This is a genomic window from Paraburkholderia piptadeniae, assembly GCF_900007165.1.
GTDB classification, from domain to species: Bacteria; Pseudomonadota; Gammaproteobacteria; order Burkholderiales; family Burkholderiaceae; genus Paraburkholderia; species Paraburkholderia piptadeniae.
The window spans coordinates 89689-107110 of record NZ_CYGY02000056.1 but is presented as its reverse complement, the minus strand read 5'-3'; the positions used below and the strand labels follow the sequence as shown (position 1 = coordinate 107110).

Annotated in this window: 15 protein-coding genes; 9 read left to right on the top strand and 6 right to left on the bottom strand. The window is 62.0% G+C overall.

Annotated features, from left to right (window positions below; genetic code table 11):
• Positions 1–26 precede the first annotated feature (26 nt).
• Together BN2476_RS28165 and BN2476_RS28160 are read right to left on the bottom strand one after the other, a co-directional pair.
• Positions 27–710 carry an HAD family hydrolase gene (locus BN2476_RS28165; RefSeq protein ID WP_087737502.1) on the bottom strand — a complete coding sequence of 228 codons (684 nt, stop codon included), beginning with the start codon at positions 708–710 and terminating at the stop codon, positions 27–29.
• A 107-nt stretch (positions 711–817) separates the two neighbouring features.
• Positions 818–1984 (bottom strand): porin, encoded by a 1167-nt coding sequence (locus tag BN2476_RS28160; RefSeq protein ID WP_087737501.1) that lies wholly within the window; start codon positions 1982–1984, stop codon positions 818–820.
• 841 nt (positions 1985–2825) lie between these two features.
• Here BN2476_RS28160 and BN2476_RS28155 point away from each other — a divergent pair.
• From BN2476_RS28155 to BN2476_RS28145, 3 genes are read left to right on the top strand one after another with little or no spacing between them, the layout of a single operon-like run.
• Positions 2826–4559: a pyrroloquinoline quinone-dependent dehydrogenase gene (locus BN2476_RS28155; protein WP_087737500.1), complete on the top strand. Its 1734-nt coding sequence runs from the start codon at positions 2826–2828 to the stop codon at positions 4557–4559.
• Positions 4559–5188 carry a c-type cytochrome gene (locus BN2476_RS28150; protein ID WP_087737534.1) on the top strand — a complete coding sequence of 210 codons (630 nt, stop codon included), beginning with the start codon at positions 4559–4561 and terminating at the stop codon, positions 5186–5188. The genes BN2476_RS28155 and BN2476_RS28150 overlap by 1 nt, the downstream gene beginning before the upstream one ends.
• A 15-nt stretch (positions 5189–5203) precedes the next feature.
• Positions 5204–5869, top strand: a complete 666-nt coding sequence (locus BN2476_RS28145) for an ankyrin repeat domain-containing protein (protein WP_087737499.1) — start codon at positions 5204–5206, stop codon at positions 5867–5869.
• A 42-nt stretch (positions 5870–5911) separates the two neighbouring features.
• Here the strand turns inward: BN2476_RS28145 and BN2476_RS28140 are convergent, their stop codons facing one another.
• Positions 5912–6514, bottom strand: coding sequence for a TetR/AcrR family transcriptional regulator (locus BN2476_RS28140; protein ID WP_087737498.1), 603 nt, complete (start codon positions 6512–6514; stop codon positions 5912–5914).
• 87 nt (positions 6515–6601) lie between these two features.
• Here BN2476_RS28140 and BN2476_RS28135 point away from each other — a divergent pair, with 87 nt between their 5' ends.
• On the top strand, positions 6602–7330 hold the full coding sequence (locus BN2476_RS28135; protein WP_087737497.1) for a DUF8737 domain-containing protein: 729 nt from the start codon (positions 6602–6604) through the stop codon (positions 7328–7330).
• Between the two features lie 19 nt (positions 7331–7349).
• Here the strand turns inward: BN2476_RS28135 and BN2476_RS28130 are convergent, their stop codons facing one another.
• Together BN2476_RS28130 and BN2476_RS28125 are read right to left on the bottom strand one after the other, a co-directional pair.
• Positions 7350–8285 (bottom strand): histone deacetylase family protein, encoded by a 936-nt coding sequence (locus BN2476_RS28130; RefSeq protein WP_087737496.1) that lies wholly within the window; start codon positions 8283–8285, stop codon positions 7350–7352.
• Between the two features lie 197 nt (positions 8286–8482).
• A complete protein-coding gene (locus BN2476_RS28125) occupies positions 8483–9616 on the bottom strand; it encodes an AraC family transcriptional regulator (protein WP_087737495.1) in 1134 nt (377 codons plus the stop codon).
• 258 nt (positions 9617–9874) lie between these two features.
• Between BN2476_RS28125 and BN2476_RS28120 the strand changes: the two genes are divergently transcribed.
• From BN2476_RS28120 to BN2476_RS28110, 3 genes are all read left to right on the top strand, one after another.
• Positions 9875–11509 carry an AMP-binding protein gene (locus tag BN2476_RS28120; RefSeq protein WP_087737494.1) on the top strand — a complete coding sequence of 545 codons (1635 nt, stop codon included), beginning with the start codon at positions 9875–9877 and terminating at the stop codon, positions 11507–11509.
• A gap of 160 nt (positions 11510–11669) precedes the next feature.
• Positions 11670–12104, top strand: a complete 435-nt coding sequence (locus BN2476_RS28115; RefSeq protein WP_087737493.1) for a YeeE/YedE family protein — start codon at positions 11670–11672, stop codon at positions 12102–12104.
• Position 12105: 1 nt separating this feature from the next.
• Positions 12106–12537, top strand: a complete 432-nt coding sequence (locus BN2476_RS28110; protein ID WP_087737492.1) for a YeeE/YedE family protein — start codon at positions 12106–12108, stop codon at positions 12535–12537.
• A 302-nt stretch (positions 12538–12839) separates the two neighbouring features.
• Here the strand turns inward: BN2476_RS28110 and BN2476_RS28105 are convergent, their stop codons facing one another.
• Positions 12840–14237, bottom strand: coding sequence for an aminotransferase-like domain-containing protein (locus BN2476_RS28105; RefSeq protein WP_235850993.1), 1398 nt, complete (start codon positions 14235–14237; stop codon positions 12840–12842).
• 331 nt (positions 14238–14568) lie between these two features.
• On the opposite strand from BN2476_RS28105, the gene cyoA reads away from it, so the two are divergent.
• Both cyoA and cyoB read left to right on the top strand, forming a co-directional pair.
• The gene (gene cyoA / locus BN2476_RS28100) at positions 14569–15438 is read left to right on the top strand and encodes a ubiquinol oxidase subunit II (protein WP_235850992.1); all 870 of its coding nucleotides are present in this window, start codon (positions 14569–14571) and stop codon (positions 15436–15438) included.
• Between the two features lie 5 nt (positions 15439–15443).
• The gene (cyoB, locus tag BN2476_RS28095; RefSeq protein WP_087737490.1) at positions 15444–17420 is read left to right on the top strand and encodes a cytochrome o ubiquinol oxidase subunit I; all 1977 of its coding nucleotides are present in this window, start codon (positions 15444–15446) and stop codon (positions 17418–17420) included.
• Positions 17421–17422 lie beyond the last annotated feature (2 nt).

Below are 17422 nucleotides of genomic sequence, written 5' to 3'. Positions count from 1 at the left end.
TGCGTGCAATGAACCGCTAGCGCAAGTCAGCGGGCCCAGCCTGCGAGCAGCGCCGGCAATTGGGCCATGTCTTCGAATACGTCGGCGACACCGGCTGCGCGCAGCGCTTCCTTCGAGCTATGGCCTTTCTCGCCCGGGCTGTAGCCGAACACGGTCGCGCCCGCCGCGCGGCCTGCCGTGGCGCCCGTCACGGTGTCTTCGATCACCGCGCAGCGCGACGGATCGACACCCAGACCCGCCGCTGCCGCGAGATACACATCCGGGTGCGGCTTGTTGCGCGGCGTTTCGTGGCCGCTGAAGATGCGCCCTTCGAAGTGATCGAGCACGCCGATTTTCGCCAGCTGAAGGCGCACTTTGTGGCGGTCGGCGCCCGATGCGACGGCGACGCGTCCGTCGAGCCGCGCGTGCAGCGCACCGACCGTCGCGGCGATGCCGTCGATTGCCGTGACGTCGCGCTCGAGCGCGGCATTGCGCCGTGCGCGGAAGGATTCGATCCAGGCGGCCGTGATCCTGACGCCCGTTTTCTCTTCGATCAGCGGCGCTTCGTCCATGACCGTCTTGCCGATGAAGATCGCCATCGCTTCGTCGAGGCTCAGATGCCAGCCGAGTTCGCCGAGCATCGTCGCGAGCACGGCGGTGGTAATCGTCTCCGAGTCGACGAGCACGCCGTCGCAGTCGAATAGCACGGCATCAAACGGAAAAGCAGGCATCGTTGTCCCTTGTGGGTCGATCAAAACCCGCAAGCGTACCGCGAGTCGGGACAGTCTGCTCCAAAAGCGGCCGCGCGCCGTGCAGGCGCAGCGGCCGCATCGAACGATCAGAACTTGTGGCGCAGGCCGATGCGCGTCACGAACTGCGTGTTCGCGCCCGCATTGCCGATGAACGACGACGACGAGCCGATCTCGGCCTGCACAGGCACGTTGCGGCCCGCAACGGTGTTGCTGCCCGACGCCTTCTGATAGATCGCGAGCACGTAGACATCGGTGCGCTTGGACAGTGCGTAGTCGACCGCGCTGTTGATCTGATGCCACTTGCCTTCGAAGCGGTCGTCGAGCTTCGAGAAGGTATAGCCGAGGCCCGCCGAGAGCGCCGGCGTGAATGTGTACCGGCCGCCGATTTCATAGTTGTTCAGCTTCGACGATGCGCCCGTGAGCGGCTCGAACTTCGTATGCGTCCAGTTCGCCCACACGAGGGCCGCGGCGATCGTGTAGCGCGCGCCGATGCCGAACGTCTCGAGATCGCGCAGTCCACCCGTGTTGACGTTCGCGATGCTCACGCTGAACGCAGGCGTTGCGCCGTTCGGATAGCGGATGTTCGTGTACGCCGCGCCGATGCCGAACGGTCCCTGCGCGTAGTTGGCGCCGAAGCTGTACGCGCTCGACGAGCCTTGCGTGGTCGTCGTGCCCACGGTCGTGGTCGGCGTGCCGGCGAACAGCGTCGAGTTCGAGAAGCCGTACATTGCGCCGAACGTCAGACCGGCAAAGTTCGCGCTGCTGAACTTGACCGAGTTGTTGATGCGGCTCGACACCAGCTGATCGAGATCGTTGATGTGATACGCGTAGTTGCCGGCGGGCGTCTGGCTGCCCATCGTGTAGTTGCCGCCGACGTATTCCGTCGAGAACGTGTACTGGCGGCCGAACGACAGCGCGCCGATGCCGTCCTTCGAAACCCCAACGAACGCTTGCCGGCCGAACAGCGCGCCGCCCTGGCCCGACGTGCCGTCGCCGGTGCTGAAGCCGCTTTCGAGCACGAACAGCGCCTTCATTCCGCCGCCCAGATCTTCCGCGCCGCGCAGGCCCCAGCGGCTGCCCGAAGCGACACCGTCGCCGTATTTGACGACGCTGTCGTGTCCCGTCGAGGTCGCGACCTTGTTCGCGTACGTGATACCGGCATCGATCAGGCCGTACAGCGTGACGCTGCTTTGCGCGTGCGCCGCCGTGGCGAAACTCCCGAGGGCCGCGACGGCCAGGATAGTCTTCCTCATTCTTCTTCCCTTTTTGTTGTGGGCGCACGCGTCTCGACTGACGAAACACGCGCGACGTCGGTGATGAAAATGTGCTGCCGCTTTTGGTTGTGGCTTTGATTGCGTTATCCGCCTTGAACCGCATCCACCGGATCGAAACGTCGGCCCGTGCGAGGGCCTCGTGCGCGCGCACGATGGTTCGTCCCGATGCCTGTGTGTGTTCCTGCTGGAGCGGCGCGCCGCGAGACAGCCGCTTGTGTTGCCGGTGCTGCACGTCGTTTGGATGCCGAAGCGCAGACGATGACGACGCATTGCTCCATCGACGCAGCCCGGAAGAGGTTTTCCGGCTTTCGTGGAGCGGAGGGATGAATAGAGCGCCGAACCGATTCGGGGATCTGCCCGTATGGCTATAGCGAGGCGAATATATTGGCTTGTTAGCCAGCAGTAAACGTTTACGAGCGAGCTGTAGTCTTTTGTCCACACAGCTCACAACGGTCTACCAAAGCACTATTACCTGTGCCGCGGCAATTCGCTGTGCGCACATTCAGTCGGAATCCTCATATGTGAATCGAAGTTCTATTGCGGCGCAACGAAACGCAAATTTCATACGCGCCTGGTAAATCCGCATCGCTTGGCATAGGCTTAATAGAGCCGGCCCCAGGGGGCGAGAAAAGGCGTCACGCTTCTCCCCGATTTTGCGCAGCCGACCGTACCGACGAAGCAATCAATGCTTTTAATTTTTAAGCTTTTGTTGTTTGAGAGGGGTTGCGCGATTGTGCCTGTCCACGCCGTTTCAGGCGTGGAAGAACGCCGTATTCCAGTGCGCGCGATTCTCAAGCAATAAGAAGCGGAGGAGACGCTCATGCCCACATCCCCCCGGTACTTCGCCGTCTTCGTTCCATTGCTCGTTGCAGCACTTGCGTCGCCTGCCTCGCATGGCGCCGACGAAGTGAAGAATGCCGCGACCACGACATCGGCGCCCGTGCCTTCGACGTTCCAGCCTGTCAGCCAGGCGCAGCTCGACGGCGCGGCCAGCAATTCATCCGACTGGCTGCATTCGAACGGATCGTATGCGCAGACACGCTTCTATCCCGGCACGCAGATCAACAAGTCGAATGTGTCGAAGCTGAGGCCCGTCTTCATCTTCCAGACGGCGGTCAACGAGTCGATGGAAACAGCGCCGATCGTGAAGAACGGCGTCATGTTCATCACGACATCGTTCAATCACGTGTACGCGGTGGATGCCGTAACGGGCAAGGAATTCTGGCACTACAAGCACAAGATGGGACCCGTGACGACATTCTGTTGCGGGCCCAACAATCGCGGCGTGGCGATTTCCGGTGACAGGCTCTACATGGGCACGCTCGATTCCAAGCTGGTCGCGCTCGACGCGAAGACGGGCAACGTGCTGTGGCAAAGCCAGATCGCCGATCCCGATCAGGGCTATTCGGAAACAATGGCGCCCGTCGTCGTCGACGGCAAGGTGCTGATCGGCACGAACGGCGGCGAATACGGCATTCGTGGTTTCGTGAAGGCGTTCGATGCGAACTCCGGTCAACTGCTGTGGACGTTCTACACGATTCCCGATAAGGGCCAGGAAGGCGTGTGGGCGACGAAGGACGCAACGGGGCGCGACGAGCATCGCAATATCGACGCCGAGAAGAAGCAACTTGCGGAAAAGGGCGGCGACTTCTACAAGACGCTGGGCGGCGGTGTCTGGATGGCACCCGCGGTCGACCGCAAGACACATACGGTGTTCTTCGTCGTCGGCAATCCGTCGCCTGACCTGTATGGCGCGATCCGGCCGGGAGACAACCTGTACACGGATTCGCTCGTCGCGATCGATCTGGAAACGGGCAAGTACAAATGGCACTTCCAGTACGTGCCGCACGACGTGTGGGACCTCGACGCCGCGAGTGCGGCGATCCTGATCGACGTGCGCGATACCAACGGCAAGATGATTCCAGGCGTGATCCACGGGGGCAAAACGGGGCACGTGTATGTGCACGATCGCGCGACGGGGCGCCTGATCCGTTATTCGCAGGCCATGATTCCGCAGGAGAACATGTGGACGCTGCCTACGCCGCAAGGCGCGCGGATGCTGCCGGGCGCGAACGGCGGTGTCGAATGGTCGCCGATGGCGTTCGATCCGCAGACGCGTCTGGCGTACGCGGCCAACCTGCATCAGCCGATGACGTATCAGGTCGAGGAAACGCCCTATCCGGGCGGCAGCAAGTTGTGGCTCGGCGGCGCGTTCAAGGTGATTCCGTCCGAAGAGCAATGGGGCAAGCTGTCGGCCGTCAACGTCGACACGGGCAAGGTCGTGTGGGACTTCAAGACGGCGCAACCGCTGATCGGCGGCGTGCTCGCGACGGCGGGCGGCCTCGTGTTCAACGGCGAGGGCAATGGCCTGTTCCGCGCGTTCGACGCATCGACGGGCAAGAAGCTCTGGGAGTTCCAGTGCGGAGCGGGCGTGAATGCGCCAGCCGTGTCGTATAGCGTGCACGGCAAGCAGTACATCGCCGTCGCGGCGGGCGGCAATACGCAACTCGACTTCAAGCGCGGCAACACCGTGCTTGTCTTTGCGCTGCCGTGATGAGGGGTGCGCGAGAGGTTCCATTCGCGCAGCGCGGCGGGCGCTTTGCACGTCGCGCATACACGGCCCTGTTGTGCGCGAGCGGCATGCTGTGGCCGCTCACCTATGCGCATGCGGATGCCGAAGCGGGCAAGACAAAGGCGCAAACGTGCGTGGCGTGTCATGGGCCGATGGGCAATTCGACCGACCCGCAGTATCCGGTTCTCGCGGGGCAGACTGCGCGATACATGTATCTCCAGCTGAAGGACTTCAAGGAAGGACGCCGCAAGGACCCGCGCATGTCGCCGATGGCCGCGAACCTGTCGCGCGACGATATGCAGGATCTCGCCGACTATTTCGCCGCGCAAAAGCCCGCGTCGATCGCGTTCAAGGCGGACGGCGCGGCCGTTGCGGCAGGGCAGAAGAAGTCGGCCGAGGTGCTGTGCACGACGTGCCATCTTGGCGGGTTCTCCGGACAGAACGAGATACCGCGCGTCGCGGGTCAGCAGTATCAGTACATCGTCAAGCAGTTGCAGGACTTTCGCTCTCACACCCGCACCAATGACGCGGGCAATATGGCGAGCGTCACGCGCAATCTGACCGACGACGATATCCGCAACCTCGCCAGTTACATTGCGAATCTCCAGTAGCGCCAGGGAGGCGAAATGAAACAGACGGTCGGACATGTTGCGCGTGCATTGCTGGTGTCGTGCGCGTTGGCATCGGCGCTGCCGTTGCTAGCGCTCGCTCAGGACCAGGGCGAAACGAATCGCCAGTTGCTTGCTGCCGCGAAAGACGGCGACCGCGCGAGCGTCGATGCGGCGCTCGGACGTGGCGCATCCGTGGATGCGGAAAACCGGATCGGCGACACGGCTCTGATCACTGCGAGCAAGAAGGGCGACGTCGCCATCGCGCGTACATTGATCGAGCATGGCGCGAACGTGAAGCATGCCGACGCGCCGGGCATCACGGCTTTGATGGCGGCCGCGTATGGCGGTTATGACGAGATCGTCGCGTTGCTGCTCGCGCGCGGCGCCGATCCGATGGCGACGGACCGCGTCGGCAAGACCGCGATGGAGTACGCAGCCGGCCAGGGGCAGACACAGGTAGTGAAGCAGTTGCTCGACGCCGGCGTCGACGTGAACCGGCAGTACAAGAACGAACTCACTGCGTTGATGTGGGCGGCAGGCTACGACCGCGCCGATACCGTGAAACTGTTGCTCGCGCGCGGCGCGAACGCATCGCTAAAGGACAATCGCGGAATGACGGCGATGGACATTGCCGCGCAGACGAAGTCGAATCAGGTCGCGGGCTTGTTGTCCGTGCACTAGCCGTCGTGTAGTCGTCGTGCCGGCAATGGCGCTCGACAGTTGCTAACCAGCGCCCTTATCCGCTTTCAACGCGCTTCGCACGAAGCCGCGCACCGCGGCCAGAATCTTTCGCGCTTCAGCGGGATCTTCAGTGGCGCGCGCAAGAACCATCCCGCCGATCATCGCCGCTAGCGCGCCCGTCGCCTCACGCGATCGCTCGCCGCGCTGTTCCGCGCGGCTGCGCTGCCCGAGCCAGCGCAGATAGGCTCTCACGTTGTCGCTACACGCGATACGCGCAAGGTCGTCGGCGCGCGCGAGCTCCGTGCCGCACGCGGCAAGCACGCAGCCCCGGTCGGGATGCTCGCAATGGATGTTGCTGAGATAAGCATCCGCAATGTCGGCCAATGCGGGTGTTTGCCCATTCTTCGCGGTGGTTGCCGTCCTGTCGAGCCAGGCGAGTGTTTCTACCGTCGCGTGGGAAAGGGCCTCGGCGATGAGCGCCTCCTTCGATTCGAAATGCGCGTAAAAGCCGCCATGCGTCAAGCCGACGCTCTTCATGATGGCGGCCACGCTGACACCGTCCGGTCCGTGTTCGCGAATTGCGCGCGCGGCGGCTTCGACGATCCGGCCTCGCGTCGCCTGTTTGTGGTCTTCACTCCACGGCATGAATGCCTCCCCGTCTTTCAGGTTGACAAAATATGATGATCGACATATTTTGTCAATATGATGATCGTCATATTGTAGGGGGTTGCGATGATCGACGTGATCGGTGCGGTCGTGCTGGGGACGGTGTCAGCACTCGTGGTATTCGTCTACCTGCATTTTTCTGCGTGGACCGCGAGGCAACGCGCGATCGCGGGCGGCGCGTTCGGCGCATGGTTCGCATTGGTCGTGGCATGCGGCGCGACGGGCTTGCTGAGTGCCGTGCGCGGCATAGGGCCGGCCGGATTGGGCATTGCAGTCATCGTGCCATTCGCGGTGCTTTCATATCTGGGCACGCGGCCCGGCGCCTTGCGCGATGCATTCGGCGCCATTCCGTTGCCTGTGCTGATCGGCGTGCATGCAATGCGATTGCTGGGCGTGTTGTTTGTCTTGCTCTTTTGGGAAGGCAGGTTGCCCGCGCCGTTCGCGCCTGCTGCGGGCTGGGGAGACGTGGCGATCGGTGCGTTGGCGTTGCCTGTCGCTTACATGGCCGCGACGCGGGCACCGGCGTGGCGTGTCGCAACGCTGATCTGGAGTGCGCTCGGACTGTTCGACCTGGCGGACGCCATCTTTCTGGGCGCGGCTTCGTCGTCAGGCATTCCTTTTGGCTTCGCCAACGGGAGCGCGAGCAGCGATCTGATGACGACGTTGCCATGGATTCTTATTCCGTGCTTCAACGTACCGTTGCTCGCGCACCTGCATATTCTGGTCTTTCAACGGCTGCTGCGCTCGCAACGCGCGAGCGGGCACGGACAGCACATTCCGCGTCATTCGGTATGAGCCGATTCGTCGATGCGCGTCAAAGACCCATCAGCGCTCGCACATGCGCGCGCGTGCCGCCCGAAAGCCCCTCCGCGCTGTATCCGCCTTCGAGTATCGACACGATGCGCCCGTCGCATGTTTCGTCGGCAATGCGCGTCAGCTCGCGGGTGATCCAGTGAAAGTCGCTGTCGTCGAGGCGCAATGCGGCAAGCGGATCGAGCCGATGCGCGTCGAAACCGGCGGAGATGATGATCAGCTCGGGCTCGAAGTGGCGTATCGCAGGCAACATCTCGGCTTCGATGCGCGTGCGAAACAATGCCGAATCGCATCCGGGCGGCAGCGGCACATTGACGATGTTGTGGCTCACGCCCGTTTCGGCAGCCGCGCCCGTGCCCGGATAGAGCGGTGATTGATGGCTCGATGCATAGAAGAGTTCTGGCCGGTTGTAGAACGCGGTCTGCGTGCCATTGCCGTGATGAACGTCGAAATCGACAACCGCGACGCGCTCGAGCTTGTGCACGTCATAAGCGTATGCAGCCGCAATTGCAGCCTGATTGAAGATGCAAAAGCCCATGGCCCGTGACGGTTCAGCGTGATGCCCGCAAGGACGCGTCGCGCAGAACACGTTGCGCGCTTCTCCGCCCAGTACGGCATCGACACCCGCGCATGCCGCGCCCACACAGCGCATCACAGCTTCCCACGAGCCCGGCGACATCACGGTGTCGCCGCCATCCAGCGGCATGTAGCCGTGTGTTGGCGCGATGTCCGCAACTTCGTCGATGAAGTTCTGCTCGTGGATGAGTTGCACCTGTTCGAGCGTACCCATCGGCGCGTCGCGCCATTCAAGTGCGGCGAACTCGGGCGCGCGCAGCGTGTTCAGGACCGTCTTCAGACGTTCTGGCGACTCCGGATGATGCGGGCCCGGTTGATGGTTCAGGCAGGCGGAATGCGTGTAGACAAGGGTCGAAGGCATGGGGTGCTGATGCTCGGCAGGACGGGCATCGTCTCCTTGTGATTGGCGTTTTCGCGTGGACAGAGCTGGCGTTTCGAGTCTCGCGGGCTCCTTATGGTTCGCTAAGTGTAAGGTCGCGTCTGTCGAGCGAAACAATAAAACAAACTTTGGCTGGCTATAGGCTTTCGTTTATGCACAAAGCTGCGTAGCCGCGGCTATCACTGGTCCATCATTGAACTGCTTGCCGAAATGGCCCTGTCGCGCCGGACCTCGTTCGGCGTTTTTCCCGTCCAGCGCTTGAACGCGTGGCGAAAGCCCACCGCATCGCTGAAACCGAGTGTGAGCGCAATGTCTTCGATGCTGAGTGAGGTCGTGCTCAGATAGTCGATCGCGAGTGCTTTGCGTACGCCCGTCAACAGTTCGCTGTATGACGCCCCCTCGGCTTCGAGCTTGCGCCGAAGCGTGCGCGAGGTCATGCACAGGCTTTCGGCGATCTGCTCGATATCGGGGAATTTCCCGGGCGTGCGAGTAAGTTCCTGATAGACGCGCCGCGTCACGCCCGCCTGCCAGCGCAATTGTTCGAGCAGGCGAGCGCATTGCGTGGACACTTGCGCCGCAGTAATCGGATTGGCGAGTTGAGGCGCGCGCGACAACCACGCAGCGGGGTAGCTCAACAGGTTCTGCGGCTGCTCGAATGCGAGCGGACATTCCAGCACATCCGACAGCAGCGCCGCGTGCGATGGCTCTGCCTGCGTGAACATTGCGCGAGCCGGTACGCACCAGGCGCCCATCACATCTTTGATAACGGTCACGTGAACCGCGAATTGCAGGTCAATCAGAAAGCGATAAAGCGGCTCGTCGACATCGGGCACGAGTACTTCGTTGTGGTTCGGAAAGATCCACGTTGCGGCATCGTCGTCTTCGACCCAGCGGATATCGAGCGCGCCGTTGGCGAGCTGATGGTATTTGACAGCCGTATCGAATGTGTGCGCCATGGCCTCCGAGCACAGCAGCGCATAGCCATACATGCCATAGCTCGACGCGTGCAGCCTGCACCCGACGCGTACGCCGAGGTCCGACTTTGCATACTGTCGAATCGCATTTCGCGCGGCGGTCAGAAATTGCAGCGACGACGTCAGCGTGAACGGATTGGCGATTGCATCGAGATCGAGATCGGTTCCCGCCAATACCGCACTGGCGTCAAGACCGAGTTCCGACGTCACCTCGATCAGCGCGACGAGCTTGGATGGCGCGAAGCGCTTTTCGCGCAACGCGATGGCCGACGAAGCGTGCGCCAGCCGGTCGATATGAGGGCGCGTTGCCGTCGCGTGCGCAGGCGCGCTGCTCTGCATGGCCAGGTCCTGTGTCCGAAACGATATCCATTGTGTGCACGAGATTCTGCGCCCTAATGCAATCACCTGCCATAGGGTTCACCCTGGCAGTGCCCTTCCTTTGTCCGTTGCGATCACCAATTCGGCCGTGTCGATCATTTGCAATGCGCAGCCTTCGCGCGATAGTTCAACCCGATGCGACTTCGGCCATATCGAATCACGCGGTTTCGTCCTGCATGGGGCCTTCGCACTAGTCGTCAACGGAGTATTGAGGCCCAAATGAGCAACAGACACTGGATTCAGTCATACGATTCGATTCCTGCCGAGATCGACGCGGATCGCTACCCGTGCGTGAATGCGCTGATGGAGAGCGCAATGCGCCAGTTCGCGGCAAAGCCGGCCTTCCGCGCATTCGGCCGGTCATTGACGTATGCGGACGTCGATCGTCTCTCGTCCGCATTCGCTGCGTATTTGCAGAAAGAGGTCGGCGTTCGCAAAGGCGATCGGGTGGCCGTGATGCTGCCGAATGTCGTGTCGTTCCCGATTGCGTTTATTGCTATCGCGAAGATCGGCGGCGTGCAGGTCAACGTGAATCCGCTCTATACCGCGCGAGAACTCGAGCATCAACTCAACGACGCCGGTGTTGAAGTGATCGTCGCGTACAACGGTTCGACATCGGCGCTTGCGCGGGTGATCGACAAGACGCGCGTCAGGACGGTGATCACGGCCGGCCCTGGCGACGGCTGCGGTGCTGGGATTGCAGCGCCCGCTGTCGACGAGTCGTTGCCCGGCGCGACAACGTTGTCAGAAGCAATCGAACAGGGCGCGAAGCTCGAATTGGAACCCGTTGCCGTGAGCGGCGACGATCTGCTTTTTCTCCAATACACGGGCGGCACGACAGGGCTTTCGAAGGGGGCGGCGTTGTCGCACCGCAATCTGGTCGCCAACATCGAGCAGTTCAAGGCCTTCATGCCCGACACGCTGAGTCCCGGCAACGAGGTTATCGTCACGGCGATTCCGCTGTATCACATCTTTGCGCTGACGGTGAACTTCCTCACCTACTTTTCCGTCGGCGCGGAGAACTGGCTCGTCGCCAACCCGCGCGACATCGAGTCGTTTATCGATGTACTCAAGGCCGCGCGGCCGACGATCTTCGTCGGCGTGAATACGCTCTACGCAGCGCTGGCCTCGCATCCGCGCGTGACTGAGGTGGACTGGTCGCGATTGAAGCTCTCCGCGGGCGGCGGGGCGGCAATGATCGACATCGTGTCGGAGCGGTGGAAGTCGGCGACGCGCAGCTTCATCCGCGAAGGCTATGGGCTGTCGGAGACTTCGCCCGTCGTGTCGTTCAACCCGCAGTTCATTAGCCGCTTTACGGGTGATACGGGTCTTCCTGTGCCATCCACCGACGTCAAGCTGCTCGACGAAAACGACAGGGAAGCCGGCATCGGCGAGCCGGGCGAGATCTGCGTGAAGGGGCCGCAAGTGATGGGCGGCTATTGGCAAAAGCCCGAGGCAAACGCGAGGGCGTTCACGGCGGACGGCTACTTTCGCACGGGCGACGTGGGCGTATTCGACGACAAGGGCTTTCTGAAGATCGTCGATCGCAAGAAGGACATGGTGATCGTCTCCGGCTTCAACGTTTACCCGAACGAAGTGGAAGCCGTTGCGACCGCATTCGCCGGCGTCGCGGAATGTGCGTGCATCGGCGTGCCCGACGAGAAGACGGGCGAAGCGGTCAAGCTGTTCGTCATCAAGGCGCAAGGGGCGGACGTGAGCGCCGAAGCACTCATCGCGCACTGCCGCGCGGCGATGGCCGCCTACAAGGTGCCGAAGATCGTCCACTTCGTCGATGCATTGCCCAAATCGGCGGTAGGAAAGATTCTTCGCCGCGAACTTCGTCAAATCAACTGACCTGATCGACGGCCGGATCTTCAATTCGATAACGACACAGCAAAAACACGACGCGTCGCGACGCCGCAAGCACCTTCCATTTGCCGCCGACCCAGGAAACAATTGCACTCGATAACCGTGCTCTATAACGGTTCTATGCGAATGCAACTCAGGAGGTGTCGTGTCGATTGATGTGGGGAGCTTCACTCCATTCTTTTCTCTTGCCGGCGGTATTGTCATCGGCGTCGCTGCCGCCGTGCTGGTGCTTTTCAACGGCCGAATCGCCGGTATCAGCGGCATTCTCGGCGGCCTGCTGGGCACGTCACGCGACGAATCGGGCTGGCGTGCGGCGTTCATAGCGGGACTCATCGGCGCGCCCATTCTGGCGAGCGCGTTGGGCAAGCCGATATCGCCCGACATCCAGGCGGGATGGGGTGAAATCATCGCCGCTGGTTTTCTCGTCGGCGTCGGCACGCGCTACGCGAGCGGCTGCACGAGCGGCCACGGCGTATGCGGCATTTCGCGTGGATCGATCCGTTCGCTGGCCGCGACGGCGACGTTCATGGCGACGGGCTTCGTGACGGTGTTCGTGCTGCGGCATCTGGTGGGAGGCTGAGTTGAACGTGCTGACTGCGTTAGTGGCGGGGCTGCTGTTCGGTGTCGGCCTGATGGTGTCCGGCATGGCCAATCCCGCAAAAGTACTCGGCTTTCTGGACATCGCGGGACGATGGGACCCGTCGCTTGCATTCGTGATGGTCAGTGCAATCGGTATCGCGTCGGTTGCTTTTCTGCTCGCAAAACGCCGCGCAAAATCGCTGCTCGGGCTGCCGATGCAAATACCCGCTGGCTCTGCCGTAACGGCAAGGCTTATTCTCGGAAGCGCGGTCTTTGGGGTGGGCTGGGGCATCGCGGGATTCTGTCCGGGGCCCGCACTGGTCGCGCTCGGCGCCGGATATCCGAAAGCCTGGGGTTTCGTCGCTGCGATGCTGGGCGGAATGGCCGTGTTCGAGTTGATCGCGCGATTGCAACGCCGGCGACAGCATGCGTGAGCGGGTTCACGTGAGACGACAACGGCGCAGAGCCCAGGCGACGAACGGCGGACGATAAAAAAACCCCGGCGCCATAAGGTGCCGAGGCTTAGTGCCTGCCACGCTCGATATGTTACATAGCTGCAAGCTCTGCGGGTTGAAGGCCGTGGGCCTCGGGCACTCGCGCAGTTATCCCGGCGCGCTTCGAACGATAAAAGGAGTAAGGAAGTGTTCGGAGCAGCGTTGACCCCATTATTCGCGTGCGCCGAGGCTTCGTACAGAAGCAGATCGCTTCAAATCGATCGCAGCAGATGTTGTCGACGCTATATCAGCAGCCGATCATCGGCCGTTGGCTTGCGTTCCAGCAGCGCAGCGAGCTTTCTCAATGCCGAAGTCAACTCGCTGCGCCGCGTGCAGCCGCCAAGCGAGATACGGATTGCATTCGGCACATCGCCGCCCTGGCAAAACGCGGAAGCGGGGGCAACGACGAGTCCTTCCGCACGGGCCGCATCGGCGAGACCTTGCGCGGCCCAGTGCCCGGGCAACGCTTGCCACAGGTGAATGCCGCCGCTCGTCTTTGAACCGCTTACGGGCGAAAGGATCTGACTGGCCGCGAGCAGGCGTTCACGCGACTCTTTCACGATGCCTCCCAGTACTTCCGACGCCGTGCCGTCCAGAATCCATTGCGTGACCAGCGACGTGGCAAGCGGCGGCGACATCAACGAAAGGGATCTCAATGCGTTGAGAAACGCATCCTGTCCCTCGGCGGACGGCAACACGAGAAAGGCGGCACGCAAACCCGGCGAAATGCACTTCGAAAGCGTGGACAGGTAGTACACCTGTTGCGGCATGAGCGCGGACAGCGGCGCGGGCGGTTCGTCGGCCAGCAGCCAATACGGATCGTCCTCGATCACCTTGATGTTCCGACGCGCGGCCACTGCGAGGATTTCTTTGCGGCGTTTCAGCGGCATCGTCTGCGCGGTCGGGTTGCGCAAGGTTGGATTCAGATAGATCACGCCGCCGTTCGCGCCGTCGCAGGCTTCGTCGAGTGCGTCCAGCCGCATTCCGTGCGAGTCGCACGCAACAGGCTTCAGATGACGCCCGAGTTGACGCGCGATCAGCGGAAGGCCCGGATAGATCAGTTGCTCGGTGAAGATGGGTTCGCCCGCGTGCGTGAGCGCGAGCATCAGTGCGGCAAGCGTCGAGTGCGCGCCCGGCGTCACGACGACGCGTGACGGGTCCACGCGCCCGAGTATCGGCTCGAGCCATGCGGCGCCCGCCTGTCGATCGGAGTCGCTGCCGCCACCAAGCTGATAGGTCATCAGCAGATCGACATCGCTGCGCACCAGCACCTGCGAAAGCCCGCGCCTGAGAAGCACGGCGAGATCCATGTCGGCTGGAGGAGGGGGGATGTTCATGCTCAGATCGACGCGTTGCATGAACGCAACCTTGGGCGGCGCGATGAACGTGCCCAGCGGACCACGCGATTCGATCAGGTTGCGCCGGTGCGCCTCGGAGAAGCCGCGCGTGACGGTGGTCAGGTCCACGCCGATCAACTCGGCCAGCTTGCGCTGCGGCGGCAGCCGGTCGCCGGGGGCCAGCTTGCCGTCCGCGACAGCGCGCTCGATCAGATCGACGATCTGCAGATAGCGCGCCTTGCCGTTGTCGGCGAAATCGGTGATCCAGTCCGGCCGCTGAGCGGCGCGCTTTCGTGAGGTCATGTGTGGCATCGTGTCGCGCATGTATGGCATATGTCTTACTCTAGCATGCGCCGGCATAGCCTATGTATGTATCCGCCCGGTCATGGCCGATTGGCCAGTATTGGTGCGGATCGCCGTAGTGGGACGCCGCGCGCGAGTGATGGTTGGTGGATACATGTATGGGGCTATGCAACCACGCAACCAACCTGAAAGCATGCGCAACCCACCTACACACGGGGGCCCTCCCCATACAGCGGGACGATGGCCCCGCTTCCATCCATTTCGAAGGCATCTCGTCCGGGCCGGCCGGATCGCCGCCGCGGGCGCGCTCAGCCTGCTCGGCGGATGCAGCATGGTCCTCTTCGACCCGAAGGGTTCGATCGGCGTGCAGGAAAAGAATCTGATCCTGATCGCGCTCGGATTGATGCTGCTCGTCGTGATACCCGTGATCCTGCTCACGCTGTATTTCGCATGGCGTTACCGCGCATCGAACACGAAGGCGACGTATGCGCCGACGTGGGCGCATTCGAACGCGATCGAAGTCGTCGTGTGGACGATTCCCTGCCTCATTGTCGCGACGCTTGCCGTCCTGATCTGGAAGACAACGCACAGCCTCGATCCCTACAAGCCGCTCGAATCCGACGTGAAGCCGGTTCGCGTGGAAGTGGTCGCACTGAACTGGAAGTGGCTGTTCATCTACCCGGACTATGGCGTCGCTTCCGTCAACCAGCTGGCACTGCCCGTCAATACGCCCGTCGATTTCAAATTGACGGCGGAATCGTTGATGAATTCGTTCTTCATTCCGCAATTGGGCAGCCAGGTGTATGCGATGTCGGGCATGCAGACACAGCTTCATCTGATCGCGAATAGCGTCGGTACGTATGCGGGCCGGTCGTCCGCGTTTAGCGGACCGGGCTTCTCCGACATGAACTTCAATGCGGTCGTCACGAATCGCGGCGACTTCGATGCATGGATCGCGCGCGCGCGAGCCTCGCGGCAAGTGCTCGATGTGCCTGCCTACGATGTCCTGCAACAGCCCAGCCGAAAAGTTGCCGCCACGCTTTATAGCAGCGTGGCGCCGGGCCTCTTCGACGGCATCGTCAACCAGTACATGCGAGATGCGTCGGGCAACCCCATCTGCACGACAGGCGCGACGGGCATGACGGGCATGTCCGTGAAGCCTGCCGGCTTGCCTTCACACGCAGCTTTGGTATCGGAGTAGTTCATATGTTTGGAAAACTTACGCTCGATGCGATTCCGTATCACGAGCCCATCATCATGGGCACGCTCGGTGTCGTGATAGTGTTGGGACTCGCGCTGCTCGGCGCCGTCACTTACGCCGGCAAGTGGACATACCTGTGGAAGGAATGGATCACGTCGGTCGATCACAAGCGGATCGGCGTGATGTACATCATTCTCGCGCTCGTGATGCTGCTGCGCGGTTTCGCCGACGCGATCATGATGCGCGCGCAGCAGGCGATTGCATTCAACGATGCCGCGGGTTATCTGCCGCCGCATCACTACGATCAGATCTTCACCGCGCACGGCGTGATCATGATCTTCTTCGTGGCGACGCCGCTCATTCTCGGCTTGATGAATGTCGTCGTGCCGCTGCAGCTCGGCGCGCGCGACGTCGCGTATCCGTTCGTCAATTCGCTGAGCTTCTGGCTGTCCGTGGTCGGCGCGCTGCTCGTGATGATCTCGATGTTCGTCGGCGATTTTGCGGCGACGGGCTGGGTCGCCTATCCGCCGTTGTCGGAGCTTGGCTATAGTCCAACAGCGGGCGTCGACTATTACATATGGTCGCTACAGGTCTCCGGCTTAGGCACGACGCTGAGCGGCATCAACTTCATCGTGACGATTCTGCGCATGCGCGCGCCGGGTCTGAACCTGATGAAGATGCCCGTCTTCTGCTGGACCGCGTTGATCACGAACATCCTGATCGTCGCCGTGTTCCCCGTGCTCACGGGCACACTCGCGCTGCTCACGGCGGACCGCTATCTCGACATGCACTTCTTCACGAACGAGCTCGGCGGCAACGCGATGATGTACATCAACCTCATCTGGGTATGGGGCCACCCCGAGGTGTACATCCTGATCCTGCCGGCATTCGGCGCGTTCTCGGAAATCATCGCGACGTTCTCGGGCAAGCCGCTGTTCGGCTACAAGTCGATGGTGTACGCAACGTCGTCGATTGGCATCCTGTCGTTCTTCGTGTGGCTGCACCACTTCTTCACGATGGGATCGGGCGCGAACGTCAATGCGTTCTTTGGCATCATGACGTCGATCATTTCGATCCCGACGGGCGTGAAGCTGTTCAACTGGCTCTTCACGATGTATCGCGGCCGCATTCGCTATCACTCGTCGACGCTGTGGACGATCGGCTTCATGGTCACCTTCGCGGTGGGCGGCATGACGGGCGTGCTGCTTGCCGTGCCTGGCGCGGACTTCGTGCTGCACAACAGCCTGTTCCTCGTCGCGCACTTTCACAACGTGATCATCGGCGGCGTCGTGTTCGGTTGTCTCGCGGGCATCAGCTACTGGTTCCCGAAAGTATTCGGCTTCACGCTCGACGAGTTCTGGGGCAAGGTCGCTTTCTGGTGCTGGCTCGTCGGCTACTGGCTCGCGTTTACGCCGCTGTATATCCTTGGCTTCGAAGGCATGACGCGCCGGATGAATCACTACTCGGTTCCCGAGTGGCACCCCTGGCTGATCGTCGCGCTCGTCGGCGCTATGATCGTCGGCATGGGCATTCTGGCCTTGCTGATCCAGTTCGCCGTGAGCATCCGCAATCGCGAGCAGAACCGCGATCTCACGGGTGATCCGTGGGACGGCCGCAGCCTCGAATGGTCGACTTCATCGCCCGCGCCGTTCTATAACTTCGCGATCGTTCCCGTCATTACGTCGCTCGAACAGCACTGGGACAACAAGAAGTCGGGACGCGCCCATGCAAGGCCCGCCAAATACGAGGACATCCATATGCCACGCAACACGGGGGCGGGCGTCATCATCTCCGCGTTCAGCATGCTGTTCTGCTTTGCGATGGTGTGGCACATGTGGGTCTTCGCGATCGTCGGGCTGATCGGCATGATCGCGACCTTCATCGCGCGCACCTACGATCAGGACGTCGACTACTACGTTCCCGCTGCGGAAGTGGCGCGGATCGAGAGCGAGCGTTTCGAGAAACTTGCCGAGGCTGCCTGACC